The organism is Marinomonas sp. GJ51-14, assembly GCF_055808695.1.
Map to the genome: position 1 here is coordinate 379,123 of NZ_CM147879.1, position 15,679 is coordinate 394,801.

Annotated in this window: 18 protein-coding genes; 8 read left to right on the plus strand and 10 right to left on the minus strand. The window is 41.2% G+C overall.

What is annotated here, in order from left to right:
- The first annotated feature begins 9 nt into the window (after positions 1 to 9).
- Positions 10 to 1,029: a succinylglutamate desuccinylase/aspartoacylase family protein gene (locus tag AC0L3Y_RS01850; protein WP_473468057.1), complete on the plus strand. Its 1,020-nt coding sequence runs from the start codon at positions 10 to 12 to the stop codon at positions 1,027 to 1,029.
- A 129-nt stretch (positions 1,030 to 1,158) separates the two neighbouring features.
- Here the strand turns inward: AC0L3Y_RS01850 and AC0L3Y_RS01855 are convergent, their stop codons facing one another.
- The 4 genes from AC0L3Y_RS01855 to AC0L3Y_RS01870 form a co-directional block, all read right to left on the minus strand.
- Entirely contained in the window at positions 1,159 to 1,404 is a 246-nt protein-coding gene (locus AC0L3Y_RS01855; protein WP_473468059.1) for a type II toxin-antitoxin system Phd/YefM family antitoxin, read from the minus strand.
- A 113-nt stretch (positions 1,405 to 1,517) separates the two neighbouring features.
- Positions 1,518 to 2,540 (minus strand): GTP pyrophosphokinase, encoded by a 1,023-nt coding sequence (locus tag AC0L3Y_RS01860; RefSeq protein ID WP_473468064.1) that lies wholly within the window; start codon positions 2,538 to 2,540, stop codon positions 1,518 to 1,520.
- Between the two features lie 232 nt (positions 2,541 to 2,772).
- Positions 2,773 to 3,624 (minus strand): S-formylglutathione hydrolase, encoded by an 852-nt coding sequence (gene fghA, locus AC0L3Y_RS01865; protein ID WP_473468067.1) that lies wholly within the window; start codon positions 3,622 to 3,624, stop codon positions 2,773 to 2,775.
- A gap of 11 nt (positions 3,625 to 3,635) precedes the next feature.
- Positions 3,636 to 4,751 (minus strand): S-(hydroxymethyl)glutathione dehydrogenase/class III alcohol dehydrogenase, encoded by a 1,116-nt coding sequence (locus AC0L3Y_RS01870; protein WP_473468070.1) that lies wholly within the window; start codon positions 4,749 to 4,751, stop codon positions 3,636 to 3,638.
- 177 nt (positions 4,752 to 4,928) lie between these two features.
- Here AC0L3Y_RS01870 and AC0L3Y_RS01875 point away from each other — a divergent pair, with 177 nt between their 5' ends.
- The 5 genes from AC0L3Y_RS01875 to AC0L3Y_RS01895 all read left to right on the plus strand — a co-directional run bounded on the left by AC0L3Y_RS01875 (position 4,929) and on the right by AC0L3Y_RS01895 (position 8,682).
- Positions 4,929 to 5,861: a LysR family transcriptional regulator gene (locus AC0L3Y_RS01875; RefSeq protein WP_473468072.1), complete on the plus strand. Its 933-nt coding sequence runs from the start codon at positions 4,929 to 4,931 to the stop codon at positions 5,859 to 5,861.
- Positions 5,862 to 5,948: 87 nt separating this feature from the next.
- A complete protein-coding gene (locus tag AC0L3Y_RS01880) occupies positions 5,949 to 6,509 on the plus strand; it encodes a hypothetical protein (RefSeq protein ID WP_473468075.1) in 561 nt (186 codons plus the stop codon).
- 63 nt (positions 6,510 to 6,572) lie between these two features.
- A complete protein-coding gene (locus AC0L3Y_RS01885) occupies positions 6,573 to 7,928 on the plus strand; it encodes a PepSY-associated TM helix domain-containing protein (protein WP_473468077.1) in 1,356 nt (451 codons plus the stop codon).
- 121 nt (positions 7,929 to 8,049) lie between these two features.
- On the plus strand, positions 8,050 to 8,319 hold the full coding sequence (locus AC0L3Y_RS01890) for a DUF3820 family protein (RefSeq protein WP_473468080.1): 270 nt from the start codon (positions 8,050 to 8,052) through the stop codon (positions 8,317 to 8,319).
- 99 nt (positions 8,320 to 8,418) lie between these two features.
- Positions 8,419 to 8,682 (plus strand): GNAT family N-acetyltransferase, encoded by a 264-nt coding sequence (locus tag AC0L3Y_RS01895; protein WP_473468084.1) that lies wholly within the window; start codon positions 8,419 to 8,421, stop codon positions 8,680 to 8,682.
- 10 nt (positions 8,683 to 8,692) lie between these two features.
- Here AC0L3Y_RS01895 and AC0L3Y_RS01900 read toward each other — a convergent pair whose 3' ends face one another.
- From AC0L3Y_RS01900 to AC0L3Y_RS01925, 6 genes are all read right to left on the minus strand, one after another.
- Positions 8,693 to 9,649 (minus strand): NYN domain-containing protein, encoded by a 957-nt coding sequence (locus AC0L3Y_RS01900; protein WP_473468087.1) that lies wholly within the window; start codon positions 9,647 to 9,649, stop codon positions 8,693 to 8,695.
- A gap of 166 nt (positions 9,650 to 9,815) precedes the next feature.
- Entirely contained in the window at positions 9,816 to 11,192 is a 1,377-nt protein-coding gene (locus AC0L3Y_RS01905) for a class II fumarate hydratase (protein WP_473468089.1), read from the minus strand.
- Positions 11,193 to 11,210: 18 nt separating this feature from the next.
- Positions 11,211 to 11,564, minus strand: coding sequence for a hypothetical protein (locus tag AC0L3Y_RS01910; RefSeq protein ID WP_473468091.1), 354 nt, complete (start codon positions 11,562 to 11,564; stop codon positions 11,211 to 11,213).
- Positions 11,565 to 11,816: 252 nt separating this feature from the next.
- Positions 11,817 to 12,296, minus strand: a complete 480-nt coding sequence (locus AC0L3Y_RS01915) for an FKBP-type peptidyl-prolyl cis-trans isomerase (RefSeq protein WP_473468093.1) — start codon at positions 12,294 to 12,296, stop codon at positions 11,817 to 11,819.
- 141 nt (positions 12,297 to 12,437) lie between these two features.
- A complete protein-coding gene (locus AC0L3Y_RS01920) occupies positions 12,438 to 13,025 on the minus strand; it encodes a DUF1439 domain-containing protein (RefSeq protein ID WP_473468097.1) in 588 nt (195 codons plus the stop codon).
- A 5-nt stretch (positions 13,026 to 13,030) separates the two neighbouring features.
- Positions 13,031 to 13,897, minus strand: coding sequence for a mechanosensitive ion channel family protein (locus AC0L3Y_RS01925; protein WP_473468099.1), 867 nt, complete (start codon positions 13,895 to 13,897; stop codon positions 13,031 to 13,033).
- Between the two features lie 127 nt (positions 13,898 to 14,024).
- Between AC0L3Y_RS01925 and AC0L3Y_RS01930 the strand changes: the two genes are divergently transcribed.
- Both AC0L3Y_RS01930 and AC0L3Y_RS01935 read left to right on the plus strand, forming a co-directional pair.
- On the plus strand, positions 14,025 to 14,456 hold the full coding sequence (locus AC0L3Y_RS01930) for a YebG family protein (protein WP_473468101.1): 432 nt from the start codon (positions 14,025 to 14,027) through the stop codon (positions 14,454 to 14,456).
- A gap of 103 nt (positions 14,457 to 14,559) precedes the next feature.
- Entirely contained in the window at positions 14,560 to 15,531 is a 972-nt protein-coding gene (locus AC0L3Y_RS01935; protein WP_473468103.1) for an aspartyl/asparaginyl beta-hydroxylase domain-containing protein, read from the plus strand.
- The last annotated feature ends 148 nt before the right edge of the window (positions 15,532 to 15,679 follow it).

A 15,679-nucleotide genomic window follows, 5' to 3' on the forward strand; every position in this document is an offset into this window, starting at 1 on the left:
GAGAAGATCATGGCTATATTATCGATAGGCGAATTTGACATCGCGCCTGGGGAAACGAAGAAAATCGAATTACCCGTTGCCAAGCTTTATACCGGAGCGGATGTTTCCTTGCCGGTTTATATTACTCGTGCAAAGAAAGACGGCCCGACTATTTTTATCAGCGCCGCGGTTCATGGTGATGAATTAAATGGCGTCGAAATTATTCGACGCCTAATCAACCAAAAGAACTTCAAACTCACCAAAGGCACCTTAATTGCTGTGCCTATGGTGAATGTTTATGGTGTTGTGAATCAAAGCCGTTACATGCCAGACCGAAGAGACCTAAACCGCTGCTTTCCTGGTTCGGCGAAAGGCTCCTTGGCTGGTCGTGTGGCTTATACGTTTCTTAACCAGATCGTTAAGCACTGCGACTATGGTATTGATCTGCACACAGGTGCGATCCATCGATCTAACCTGCCACAGATTCGTGCCGATTTATCGGATGCGGAAACCAAAGAACTTGCGCAAGCATTTGGTGTTCCCGTGATATTGAACTCAAATATCATTGATGGCTCGTTACGCGAAGCCGCAGAAAAACACCAAACCAAAGTCTTGCTTTATGAAGCTGGCGAAGCGCTTCGTTTTGATGATTTCTCGATATTGGCCGGCATGAAAGGCATCACCAACGTCTTGCAGTATTTAGGCATGATGCGCAAATCATCAACCCGTAAAAAAGCCATCACGCCTTTTGTTGCCAACGGCAGCCAATGGTTACGAGCGAATGCCAGCGGTATCGTGAACAACCATTTTAAATTGGGTGATCAAATCAAGAAAGGCGATACACTTGCGGATATTGGAAGTCCATACGGTGACATCATTGATTCGATTATCGCGAATCGAGCGGGGATATTGATTGGTCAGCAGAACATCCCGTTAGTACAAGAAGGCGAAGCCATGTTCCACATCGCCTACTTTACGGAAGATGACGAAGACATTGCTGAAGAAATAGAAAACGCACAAGACACCTTGCTACCAGAAACTGACATCTGAATAAAAAAACATAAGTGCGTTGGCTAATTCCGACGCGCTTATTTTTGTGGATAAAAACTTGAGTTATGCACTCCAAATGATAAGGTTTTACTCCTGCCACCAGCCCAAATCATCCTAGACATGATTAAACTACCAACCTAACGTTCGACTGCATTGCTTCACTGGGGTCGCCATGCCTTCACGAATCGATTCACGCATATTCGGCACTAACAACAAATACAGCGTCTCTTGAATCGCTAACCAATCCTCTTCCTCAACTAGTACAGCATTGTTTTTATCGCTATAAATCAAGATAGGTTGATGGGAAAGTGTCGATTTATCAATGAGTTGCCCGATCATATCCCCGTAAAGGTTTTCAATTCTTGATTTAACCATAAAAGAACTCCTCTTTATTTGAATTCTAATATCTAAGTAGACTCATTTTGACAATGAAGGCACCTACCACTTTTCATTCCAAATTACATTTAACACTTTCAAGTTGTTGTGCATTACTCTTCGATTAAATATCTAAACTGATCCACTTTGTCGTCATTTGGCTTACCATAAAGTTCAATATGAAATTGTTTTGACATAAATATAAGCGCAGTTCTGACTAAACCAACTGCACTAAATAAAGTGACGTTAGCCTCATCATCATAAGGTGGATACAAAGATTCCATGGCATAAACTGCTTTTCCAGCACAATCAAACATTTTATTTATTTCTGCCAAGTTTCTAAATCCATACTCTTTCAAGTCTCTGAGTAAGTCATTTATGTCATTTTTACTACCATTTAAACGATCTGGAAATTTTGATTTCAAGTATGCCTCTAGATCATCAACATTTGCTTCTTCGTTATCTGGAAAACCATAGTTTTTCGCTAATGATTTCTGAACTTCATACTGATAGATATCTCTAGCTTCTTTAATACTTTCAAACTGATCATCAGCCGTTTCAAACAAACCTGATAGAGCATTTAATTTTCTAAGAAGGGTTTTGGGAACATCAGATTCTTGTTTATAGCTCAGGTGATGAGCAACTAGTGCCCAAGCGTCTTGTAAAATAGTTCGAACCTGTATTTCACAGAGCAGGTTTTGTAATTCATCATAACGAGCTCCCGCATGATGATGGTTTTGTATTTTCACTAAATAATGAAGCGCTCCATATCCAAATTTATCTTCGTCTCCCAGAACTTTATCAATTTTTTCAACTACCTCAAATTCCCTTTCAATTATTCCTTCAATTTCAGACCTATTCTTCGAATATAAATACACAACTCTAACGCCAGCAAAATCAGTAATTTCATCAAATGGTTTTTTATAATTTTTCCTCGTTATTTTTTCACAAAAACTTTGAAGTGTTTTTGCTCTCGATGATATCTGAGCGACTTCAACATCTGACTTAGATAATGCAAAATCAAGAATATACTTAACCTCAAGACAAAGTTTTTCATTCAATTCTATATTGTCGTAATACCTACGAACATATTTAGGGTTACGTTCCCATACTTCATTAAGGTATTCATGCGTCATATTAGCCAATCTCTTTCCATGTAGTTTCAATAAGTCCTAGTGTTAAAATCCTATGCTTAAACATAAAGCACCATTCACAAAAAACCAAGTGACGTTTCGATGAGGTAGGCGCGAGTTTCGAAAAGAAACGTCGCTTGGTTTGAGTCACCGTAAAACTAATAAATTCATGCAAAAAACAAAAAAAGCGAACCGAAGCTCGCCTTTCTATTACCTATTCAGAACAGTTCACCCATTAACCTAGTGCTTTAGAATGATGCTCTAAATGCTCGTCAATAAAGCTAGAGATGAAGAAGTAGCTGTGGTCGTAACCCGGTTGGCGACGAAGTGTAATCGGATGACCGACTTTTTCACAAGCCGCTTCCAATGCTTCTGGTTTTAGTTGCTCTACCAAGAAGTTATCGGCTTCGCCTTGGTCGATGAACAAAGGCAGGCGTTCCGCGTTTTCTCCTAAACTCTCAACCAAGTTTTCCACTAAGTAAGCCGCGTCCCATTCGTTCCAAGTTGTTTTGTCTTCACCCAAATAACCCGTGAAGGCTTTTTCGCCCCAAGGACAATTGGTTGGATTGACGATGGGAGCGAAGGCAGAAACCGACTGATATTTACCCGGATTCTTCAAGGCACAAATCAAAGCACCGTGTCCGCCCATAGAATGGCCTGAAACAGAACGCTTGTCTGTCACAGGGAAATTCGCTTCTACCAAATGCGGTAATTCTTGCACTACGTAATCGTACATGTGGTAAGTACTAGAATACGGCGCAACTGTGGCGTTCACATAAAAACCTGCACCAGAACCGAAATCGTAACTTTCATGTTCATTCGGGTAATCCGTTCCGCGTGGGCTGGTATCTGGACAAACAATCGCCAAACCTAGCTCTGCTGCTTTACGAAACGCACCCGCTTTCTGCATGAAGTTTTCATCGGTGCAAGTTAAGCCAGACAACCAATACAAAACAGGAACGCTTTGTGTTTCTGCTTGTGGCGGCAAGTAAATCGCAAACGTCATTTCACCTTTTACCGACAAACTTTCATGACGGTAGCGTTTCAGCCAACCGCCATGACTTTTTGTGCTAGACAGTAATTCCATATTCCTACTCCTTACTTGTCGAAAAGAATGACAGTACGAATACTCTTACCTTCATGCATCAAATCAAACGCTTTATTGATGTCTTCTAAGCCCATGGTGTGCGTCACAAATGGATCGATTTCGATTTTGCCGTTCATGTAATCTTCCACGTAACCTGGTAATTGGCTGCGGCCTTTTACGCCACCAAATGCCGAACCTTTCCAGACTCGACCAGTCACTAGCTGGAATGGGCGAGTGGAGATTTCTTGGCCTGCGCCCGCCACACCGATGATGATGGATTCGCCCCAACCTTTATGGCAACACTCAAGCGCTGAACGCATAAGGTCTACGTTACCGATACATTCGAACGAGTAATCTACGCCGCCGTCTGTCATATCGACAACCACTTGTTGAATCGGTGCGTCGAATTTTTTCGGGTTGATGCAATCCGTCGCGCCGAATTGTTTCGCCATTTCAAATTTAGATTCGTTGATATCGATAGCGATAATACGACCTGCGCCAGCCATGCGTGCGCCTTGGATAACGGACAAACCAATACCGCCCAAACCAAACACAGCAACGGTTGCGCCTTTTTCTACTTTCGCTGTATTCAATACCGCGCCAATACCGGTGGTGATACCACAACCTAATAGACAGACTTTTTCTAGCGGTGCATCAACATGAATTTTCGCAAGCGACACTTCCGCTACGACGCTGTATTCAGAAAAAGTTGAGGTGCCCATGTAATGGAAAATTGGCTGACCATTGATGCTGAAGCGGCTGGTTCCGTCTGGCATAAGGCCTTTGCCTTGAGTTTCGCGAACCGCTTGGCAAAGGTTAGTTTTGCCAGACAAACAGAATTTACATTCCTTACATTCTGCGGTGTAAAGCGGAATAACGTGGTCGCCCACTTTTAAAGACGTTACGCCTTCACCGATGGCTTCAACGATACCTGCACCTTCATGACCAAGGATCGCTGGAAAAATACCTTCTGGATCTTCACCAGATAAAGTAAAAGCATCCGTATGACAAACACCCGTTGCCACCATGCGAACCAATACTTCGCCAGCTTGTGGATCTTGTACGTCTACTTCTTCAATTTTAAGTGGTTGGCCTGGGCCCCAAGCGACAGCGGCTTTACATTTCATCGTATTCTCCAAAGTGTGTGTTTTTAATTACCAATAACACAGAGCTTAGTCCTAAAAAATTAGCGCGATAATAGCTATTTCAGAAAATGATTATTGCTATATGACAATAATCATTTAAAAACATCTCGCTATGGTTATAATGTAACAATTATTCAAATTCAGAAAATAGAGTCATATATGAAAAATTGGGAAGCCATGGAAGCCTTTGTGGAAGTTGTGCGCCAAGGCAGTTTTTCCTCCGCCGCTATTCAACTTGGTGTTTCAGCATCTCATATAAGCCGCCTGATTTCTCAGCTTGAAGCGGAACTCAGCACCACCTTGTTGTTCAGAACCACACGGCGCATTCGTTTGAGTGAATCTGGCGAATTGTATTATCAGCATTGTCGAGGTTTGCCCGAAGCCCTCAGTAGTGCCGAAGAAGTGATCTCGTCTCTAAACCAAGCGCCCATTGGTTTATTCAAAATGACCTGTGCGACCACGTTCGGTGAGCGTTATATTGCCCCACTAATGAATGATTTTTTATTGGATCATCCAAAAATCGAATTAGATTTTCACCTAACGAATCGTTCTGTGGATTTAATTGAAGAAGGTTATGATCTTGCTATTCGTATGGGTGCGATGAAAGATTCCAGCCACTTGTCTCGCCGATTGTGTAATCGTGTTGAATACCTGTGCGCTTCCCGTGACTACATAGATCAACATGGTATGCCGCACACCTTGGCAGAATTAAATAAACACCGTTGCTTAATCGGTTCGAAGAATCATTGGTTATTTCAGCAAGATGGACAACGTAAAGAAGTGAAGGTGCCTAGCCAATGGCGCAGCAATTCTGGCGTGGCTTTGTTGGATGCAGTTAGAAAAGGTTTGGGCGTCGCACAGCTGCCTGATTATTACGTTGCAGACGATATAGCCAGTGGCAAGCTAATCGCCTTGCTTCCCCAGTACCAATATCCTTATAGCGGTGTTTGGTTGGTTTATCCAAAAGCTCGCCAAGCCTCACCGAAGTTAACAAGAATCTGCGACTATTTGATTCAACGCTTTGAGCAGGACACATTTTTTAAAGCACTGTCCAATTCACGTACAGCAAGCACATCAAAAAATGAAACGTAAATGTGCACATAAAGTGAACGAGTTAGCTTGATCTTTTGTCTATAGCTAGGTAAATTCGCCGCAAACTCACACTTCATTACAGGCTTTATGACTCGCAAGACCTTCTATTTACTCACTATTTGTTGGCTGGCCTACTTCACAGTGCCACTGGTAAACAACATTGGTGTGTTTAATGGTATCTACGTCATGTTGTGTGCAACCAAAGGCGTGATGATTCATGACGCCAATCCTCCAATATCAAACACCGCTCACCTTCATCATTCTAATCCCCATGCTCATCATCAAATGGGAGAACACGCAAACCATCAAATGAGTCAGAGCATAGATCATCATGCTCACCACCAGATGGGAGAAAACGAAAACTATCAAATGAGCCAGAGCATGGATCATCATGCTCACCACATGAGCCTGAATGATTCTGAACCTTCGATTCAAAACGCGGAAGATCACGAAGCGGAAGGCTGTCCATGCATCCACTTTTTCTTTGATACAAAGTTTCGTTTAGAACATAACTCGGCGCTTGTAAAAGCTTCTCTGCCTATTATTAATGATATTCAGGCATCGCCTATCTCTGCAATTTACGGCGTTCAGGCTAGAGGCCCACCGGTTATCCATCTCATACATAACACATTAACAACATTTACATGATGCCCTGATATGAGATTGGGGCATGATGATTTTTTATGTCCAAATCTAACAAGGATCCATTAGATGTTTGGTTCAAAATCTTTTTACATGTCAGTCTGGCGCTGGCACTTTTTCGCTGGCCTTTACGTCGTGCCCTTTTTAATCATGCTGGCGATAACTGGTCTTATCATGTTGTATTCACCAGTACTTGAGCGCTTTCTGAATTCAGACTTATATCAAGTCGAGCAAGTCACTGATCAGCCGATTTCTTACGAAGCGCAATATGAACTTGTGCTGGCAAAATACCCTGACGACTCGATTTCACGCTTCTACCTTCCAGCCGCACCAGAAGAAGCAACGCGTTTTCAAGTACGAACGGAAGATGACACGATTCAAGTATTTGTCGACCCATACAAAGGTGAAGTATTAGGCGACCTAAGTATTTCGTTGTCCTTATATTCTTGGGCGGATGATACCCATGGCACTTTCATGATGGGACTAACCGGTGATCGAATGATTGAGATTGCCGCCAGCCTGACTATTCTTCTTATACTGACGGGTGTGTTTTTATGGTGGCCAGCAAAAGGCCAATCGAAACTGGCAGCGGCAACAACGATCAGCAGAAAAAACGGACGTGTTTTTTGGCGTGATCTACACAGTGTTGTTGGCGTGTGGGTTGCCATCATTTTGCTTTTTTTCTGTATCTCAGGGTTGTCTTGGGCAAGTGTCTGGGGTGGAAAACTAATGCAAGCATGGAGCACCTTTCCTATGGAGCAAAGTGCATCAAGTGTCTCTTCTACCCTGACCCATGAAGATCTAAATGTTAAAGGTTTGAAGCAAATTCCTTGGGGACTTGAGCAAGCGCCGCTGCCTGAATCAACAGCAAATGGTCCAATCAGTATCACTCTTGACCACGTAGTTGCTGATGCAAAAGCAATGGGCTTTACGCAGTTCCAAGTACATTTCCCACGAAATGACGTCGGCGTTTATACCGCTACCGCCTCGACGATGGGAAAGGACATTAAAAATGCGTGGGACGATAGAACCGTACATTTTGATCGATACTCTGGGGCCGTTTTAGCGGATGTTGGTTTTATGGATTACAACTGGTTTGCAAAATCCATGGCTGTGGGTATTGCTCTACACATGGGGCTATTTGGTGTATGGAACCTTATCCTTTGTACTATTTTTGCGTCATCCGTGATTCTTTTGTGTGTTTCGGGCGTGATCATGTGGTGGAAGCGCCGTCCAAGCGCAAGCCTCACATTATCACCACCTCCGATGCCGAAAAATTTCGCTCGCTGGAAACACGCAGTGTGGTTTTTATTGCCTATTTCGTTTCTTTTCCCTATGGCTGCCATCGCAATAATTAGTGTGGTGACTCTGGATAGAATTACTAACTTTGTCGCTCCAAAACTTCGTAATCTTTGGGCTCAGTAAGTTCAAACTGAATTAACAAGATTAAGATGAAATCAAAGCCGCTTTCTATTGAAAAGTAGAATGCGGTTTTTTTCGCGTTTTATGTTTAAATACCACCACTGTTAATGATTAAGTGAGCGTCATGTTTTCTCAAGAAGATCTTATTCAAGTTGCCCGTCAAACCATGCCTTTTGGTAAATACAGTGGCCGAGTCTTAATAGACTTACCTGAAGCCTATTTATTGTGGTTTGCCCATGAAGGTTGGCCGAACGGCAATTTGGGGAAATGGTTACAGCTGGCACTAGAGATCAAAATTAATGGCTTAGAGCAAATTGTTGATCCATTACGGGAACCTTCAGGAGAAAAACAAGACAACTCTAAGGCGAAGGTTCGCATTCGCTTTGATGACTGAGTTTAATAGCTAGTAGCGAGATCGGCTTTCAGAAAAAAATTAACTATCCAGCGGTGACATATTGAAAGCACTAGACACAACCATGGTGAAATTAAATCCATGCGCACCACCAGCGCGGCACGAAACAAAGGTATTGCTTCGACATTGCTTCGACATTGCTTCGACATTGCTTCGACATTGCTTAACCATATTCTTGAAGCCGCCAAAGAACAAGGTCTAAAAAAAGTCAGTTTAGAAACAGGCCCTCAAGACTTCTTCGCTCCAGCTCGTAAACTCTACGCCAAACATAGTTTTAAATATTGCGGCCCTTTTGCTGATTACGCTCTTGATCCTTACAGCGTGTTTATGACGAAAGCTCTTTAACAAGCGGCTCTTAGACGTTATTTTTAAAAGCAACGTATGCTTCTGCATGCTCAAGAATAACGTCTAACCAATACTCGTCATCCATTAGCTGATCAGGAGCTAATGGCAATGTTGTCAGATCATCGGGAGACGGTTTTTCACTCGATAACCAACGCCATGCTTTAGGTATTGAGGATATGTCTTTCGCTTGCATTAAAGTCGCTAGAATAAGCTCTACTTTCTCAGAATACTTGAACCAACTAGTAGGTCTAAATTGAGGCTTTTTACCATATGAAATTCTATTAGGGAGCAATGATTTTTCTAACTCAGAATCTTCGATAAAAGAGATAGTCCAATCTGCATATTGACTAAGAGACTTATTCACCTTTCTCCCTAACTCTTCCACATTTTTTCTTCTAGACGGAATAACCAAACCAATTTTCACTTTATTTTTTCTGGGAGAAGATTCATTGAACATGCGTATTTTTCTAAGTACAGGAACTAAGTCTGTATCATTGGTAACAAAAACTACTTGCTCTATTGTTTCATCATTCATTACGTCAAAAAGAGCTTCAACTGCGATATTTACATCGCTCTGCTTTTCTTCAAGTTTCCAAACTCTAACTTTATGGCAATTTCTTGGAGCTAGCTCTTGCCCATTTTGGGAGAAGTCTACGTGCGGATAATTTGCTTGGTCTACCGAATAATTACCTTTGATAATATCCAGTTTTTTACCACAATAATTCTGTAAACCTGCATGATAGCTCAACTGATCCTTTAATGAATTTTCATCGTGTGCAACTTTATCATTAATATCAGCAGTGAAATATTTAATGCCCTGACATTCATCAAGATATGAATAAGGTGCACCAGAACGAGCAAAGAGATGTTTTTCAAAAAGAGTGACTAAATCTAGCCATTTGAAGGGAGTATGCTTTAAGCATCCATAATAAAGATTATAGCCATCGATATAAATTCGAGTTTTCAATAGAAGTGCACTCTCTATAAGTCCATTTATAGATATGAAAAAGCCGACTTGCGTCGGCCTTTTCGCCCAGCTCCAGGGGTCGCAATGCCACGCGTGGAAGAAGGGTAAGTGGTAATAGATATATTAATATATCTAAACTAAAAGTAAAGTGAAAATGACCTAGTCTTTATAAGCCTCCATGAGTGAGTTTGGCAGGATCAAGTAGAGCCAACAATTCTTCACGACTTAAGTCTGTATTCTCTTCTGCGACATCTACAACTGGACGCCCTTCTTTATAAGCTTTTTTGGCAATTTCTGCGGCTTTCCCGTAACCAATTATCGGATTCAGCGCAGTTACCAAAATAGGGTTTCGATGCAATGCTTCATTGAGTTTAGCTTCGTTGATCGTCAAGGTAGCGATGGCGTTATCCGCCAACAATTGACCACTGTTTGCCAATAACTTGATGCTGTTTAGTAGGTTCTTAGCTATCATGGGTAACATGACATTTAATTCGAAATTACCGGATTGGCCGCCAATCGTAATCGCGGCGTCATTACCAATGACTTGCGCTGCAACCATCGCCGTTGCCTCTGGAATCACTGGGTTTACCTTGCCAGGCATGATAGATGAACCAGGTTGTAAGGCTTCCAATGTAATTTCACCTAAGCCCGCCAGTGGACCAGAGTTCATCCAACGCAGATCATTGGCAATTTTCATATAAGTCACAGCAACCGCTTTTAACTGACCAGACAAGGCAACGGCCGTATCTTGTGAACCAATCAGAGCGAAGAAGTTCTTGCCCGGAGTGAAGGTCACCTTGGTTAAATCGGACAGTTCTTTCGCAAAAGCGGCGGCAAATTTAGGGTCAGCGTTAATGCCTGTGCCAACCGCGGTGCCGCCTTGTGCAAGCTGAGTCGTTTTGCTTTCTAAATAATGTAGATTATCAATATTGTCCTGTAACTGAGCCGCCCACGCGTGGAAAGTTTGATCAAATCGAACCGGCATGGCATCCATTAAATGAGTCCGGCCTGTTTTTGTGTAATCAGCTAGTGAGTTACCTTTCTCAATAATGGTATCGCGCAAATGAGTCAAAGCGGGCAATAGATGCCCTGTTAACTCTAGTGTTGCACTCACGTGTATGGCGCTTGGGATAACGTCGTTACTGCTTTGGCCAAAATTCACATGGTCATTCGGGCTCACTGTCGAGCCATTATAGGCACTGGCTAATGTAGCGATGACCTCATTTGCATTCATATTGGTACTGGTGCCAGACCCTGTTTGGAAAACATCCACAGGAAAGTGCTGCATAATGTTATCGCTGTCTAATAACTCATCGCAGGCATTTTGGATTGCTTTAGAAACAACGGGAGTTAAGCATTCAAGGGATTCATTAGCACGCGCTGCAGCCGCTTTAATTAGTATGAGAGAACGAATAAAAGCTTCAGGAAGTGTCTCACCGCTAATTGGAAAGTTGTTTATGGCTCTTTGAGTTTGAGCCCCGTAAAGGGCTTTTTCAGGTACATCTAATTCACCCATACTGTCTTTTTCAATACGCATTTTCATTGTTAAATCGTGTCCTTATTACTCAAAAGAAGAAATGAAATAATGGCTCAAGGTGCGAAGACTATGCTCCATTTTGAAATAGCTGCGCGCGTCTTGATAGGTAACGATTAAGCGCTTGAGTTGCGATAAAGGTAAATACACTTTATCCAGACAGGTTTGACGCCAGTGAGGAGCAAGATTGGTGTCACAGACGGTGTCGAGCAACACATTAAATACTCGCTGATGCAGTAGCACAGCGTCAGTAATACTAAGCCGTTCAGCATACTCTTCGGTTAGTTTTAAATAATGATAGAGCACTTCAGGTGAGTCTGCACATTGACCCGCCTGGATGGTTTGTTCAAGCATTGAAAATGGCACCAAATAGCGAGTCATTGTTTTCCCCTTAATAAAATACAAATGATAACTATTATCAATATGTATGCGAACAGGGGATCTGTCAAGTCAGTTGATAACGATTCTTATTAATTAGTAAATATTTACATCTCAAGGTGATTCAAATCAAAAACACTGAGTTCTTGCCTCACTAGCCTAAATACACAAAAGCCCCTGTTACGTCGAACGCAACAGAGGCTTTAAAGATAATACTGAGTGAGGCTTTTGCTCGACGCACCGAGCAAAGGTCTCTTAGTGGTGATGACCACCTACACCATGGGCATGACCATGAGCGATTTCGTCATTGGTTGCTTCACGGGCATCAACAATTTCAATGTTGAATGTCAGATCTTTTCCTGACAATGGGTGATTCAAATCCACTGTCGCGTGCTTCAAGCCTGCTTTGATAATCGTCACTTGGCGCATACCTTTATCCGTTTGAACCATAGCGACCATGCCGGCTTTCCAACGTTTTGCGCCTTGCAAATGTTTGATCGGCATTTGTTGTGTACGGTCTTCATGGCGTTCGCCATAAGCATCTACACTAGGCACAGTCACTTCAAATTCAGCACCAACCTCTTTACCTTCCATAGCTTTCTCAAGGCCGGGGATAACATTGCCGTGACCATGAAGATAAGCCGCTGGCTCTTTACCCGCAGAGGTTTCTAGTAATTCTTCGCCGTGGCGTAAAGTGTAATGAAATTGAACGACTTGATTGTCTGCAATCGACATGGCAGTTTCCTTTTTTTAAAATTCATTGATTAAGCAATACTGCTTATTTTATCGCGGCATTATAAAGGCAGTATGGAAAGTTACCTAGAAAAAATGCCGGAAGCAGTGCGATAGAAAAAGCGCTAGAAAATCAGAACCATGCTAAAAAATAGAAAATTCCAACGCGCCTTCCGTGATGACGATGCTTTTTACGAAAGAAGCTGTACTTTTTTCAAATGGTGAGTGATCAAGTACATACACAGGATTTTCATCAAAATACTGAACCAATGCTTTTTCAAAATCATCGTGCAGTGAACCCAGTGTCGAACGAAGAATTTGCTCATTAAAATTTGACCCTTCAATATCTATCGACGTTATTTTTGGAGCGACCAAATAGACGCGATTTTCTTCAAGGCGAACGCCAGATTCAAAGGACGGCTTTAACTGTGTTGTGATCGAAAACGATTGTCCAAATGCTGTTAGTTGACCTGTCATATCAGAGACAAGATCTACCAGCACTAAACCGCCATCACGCTCGGTTAATTGAATATCAGCAGACCTAACTAATAAATCTAAATTTAATGTATTACCTTCTAAAGTTAGATCAATTTGATTGTTCTGTAGTCCTTCAAGCCGTTTTTCAACTTCTTGATTCAACTCTTCTTCACTAATATGGAAGCTATTACAACCCGTTAAAAGTAAAGAACCGAATAATAAAACACTGAGAGCAAGTTTCTGCGATATTTTCATTTTTATCATTTACTCTGTTGTTTATTTAACTCACAACGTTCATACCAAATCCGCATAAAGTCTTCGGTGACCTTTTGTTCAATCACTACAGCCTCATCTGTCGGGCAAAACAATGAGACTGTAAATACGTTATAGCCATCTTGGGTTGTGGTGATCCGAACACGCGGTTCTGGCCCAGAAATATTAATGTCCAAGCGCTTCTCAATAAGACTGTTATAACGAATCGCCACCTCATGAAAATGCTCGCTATATTCACGTATATTGGCCAAAATTTGTTCTTTAATATCAAACAGATTCACCGTATCGGTATTGCGTAAAATAGAAAAGGTATGAGTCACATAACGACGCATGTAGTTTAGGTTTTGTACTGTATGAACCAAGAGCACACTATTTGGAACAACCGTGGTTCGCCCTGTATAGGCGTAACTTCCTCCTTTTAGGTCTACTTCAAATAAAGTCGTAGAAAGCCAGTCACTGTCTGTTACCTCGCCTTCATAGTTAGCAATACGAATCCAATCGCCAACTTGATAAGGTCGCGTGCTAGCGCGATAAAAGGCACCAACAATACAGGCAATAAATTCTTTTGTTGCGATAACCAAAGCCACCATAAAAGCAGCAATAGAAATGGCGATATTTTGTAACTCAGATGACCAAATTAAAATGAAGCCAACCACCAAAAAAAGGTTAAAAATATTATCGACTGTATTGATACGTTGACGTTTTTTATCGTGCTCAATATTTTGATTTAAACGAATTAAACGTTTCGTATAACGACGCACAATATAAAACAGCAAAGCCCAAGCAATGGTTAATGCCACTTCAACATGATCTGTAATGATAGATAAATCTAATTGGGAAAAATCAAATTGCATAAAACCTGTTCCTTTCTCTGGATCGCCACTTTAACAAGCATTACAGCGTTCAACAAATAAAAGCACTAGACAAAACAAAAAATAATACTGTATATTCATACAGTATTATTTTCTCACGAGGTGGGTTATGCCTGTAGTTATTCAATATGTTGTAGAACGCGATGGAATCGAAAAAATGACTTTTATTTCAAAAGCAGATGCTGATGCGTACGATAAGTTATTAGACACAGCAGAAATGCTTTATTCAATTTTGGATCAAAGCAACCTAGCTGGTGATCAGAATCAAAAAGAAGCCTTATCTATGTATCTCGCAGAGAACAAAGACGCGCTTTTAGATGCTTTAGGATCAAAGAAGAAAAACACATCGAAATCAAAAAAGATCAATAACAAAGAAACAGACTCTGTTAAACAACTTGATTTAGCAGACGCGGCACCAAAAAAACCGTTAGAAGATTTAATCATAGAGCCGGACGAAGAAACCTTATACGAAGAAGAGGAAAATATAGTCCTGTTCGATCAAGATGAAAGCGATGACATAATCGAAAGCGATGCTGCATAACGCAGTATCGCTTTTCTCTTAAAACATTAACTCAATACTGTTCACATTCCATTCATTTTAGTAAATACTAAGTAAAAACTTAGTAAGGATACGGATTCTTAAAATGAATATTGCAGTTATGTTGCTAGTTATCGCTGTCTTCAGCGCTTGCTCTATGTTTTATATTTACACTTATCGAGGTAATACTCGCTACGTATCGTGGACAGAATACCTTAGAAAGGGCTGGCCTATTTTTGCGCCACTTAACTGTCTTTTATATTTATTTTCAAATAAGAAAGTTCGCCGCCCTATTATTGATACCCTTCAATACAAAGACTTAGATGAGCTAAGAGCAAACTGGGAAGTCATTCGTGATGAAGCCCTGGCGCTTCAACAGGAAGGCGAATTAGAAAGCATTAACGCCCTCGGCTCTGATGCCTATTATGACGTTGGTTTCAGAACCTTCCATAAATATGGCTGGAGAAAGTTTTATCTAAAATGGTATGGCTATACTCATACATCAGCACAAAATCGTTGCCCAAGAACCGTTGAAATTCTTAGTAAAGTTAAAAACATCAATGGTGCAATGTTTGCCTTTATGCCAGCTAACTCAGAACTCACTCGCCACCTTGATCCTGTTGCGTGCTCTCTGCGTTACCATTTGGGCCTAGAGACACCAAACAGTGATGATTGTTTTATCAACATTGATGGCGAGCAATACTCATGGCGCGATGGTAAAGATCTTTTGTTTGATGAAACCTACATACACTTTGTAAAAAACAACACAGAGCAAAGTCGACTCATCTTAATGTGTGACTTTAATCGCCCTGTTAATATCTTCGGTAAAATCATTAACTTCTGTTACAAAATTCTAATGAGAGCTTCAGTTGTACCTAATACCAATGAAGACAAAGGCGGCTTGGCGAATAGAATATTTAAATCTGTAGCGCCTCTTTTACAAAAAAGTAAGGAACTCAAAAAAACCAACAGAAAAGCTTACAAACGTCTGAAATACTTCGTTAATGGCACTATTATTTTGCTCTTAGTTGGATTAATTATTGGGGTCATCCAGTTTATTTCGTGGCTAGTTTTATAAAGAAAAGCTAAAAATTGAAGAGAAGCAAAAGTTCAAAGCTGCTTTGCCTATGCTTCTCTTCACTCCCTTCCTAATATCAAAATCCTTCATGCCTATTAAGCCACTAACATATTGTTAAACATGGTTTACATAGCTAAAAATATGAGCA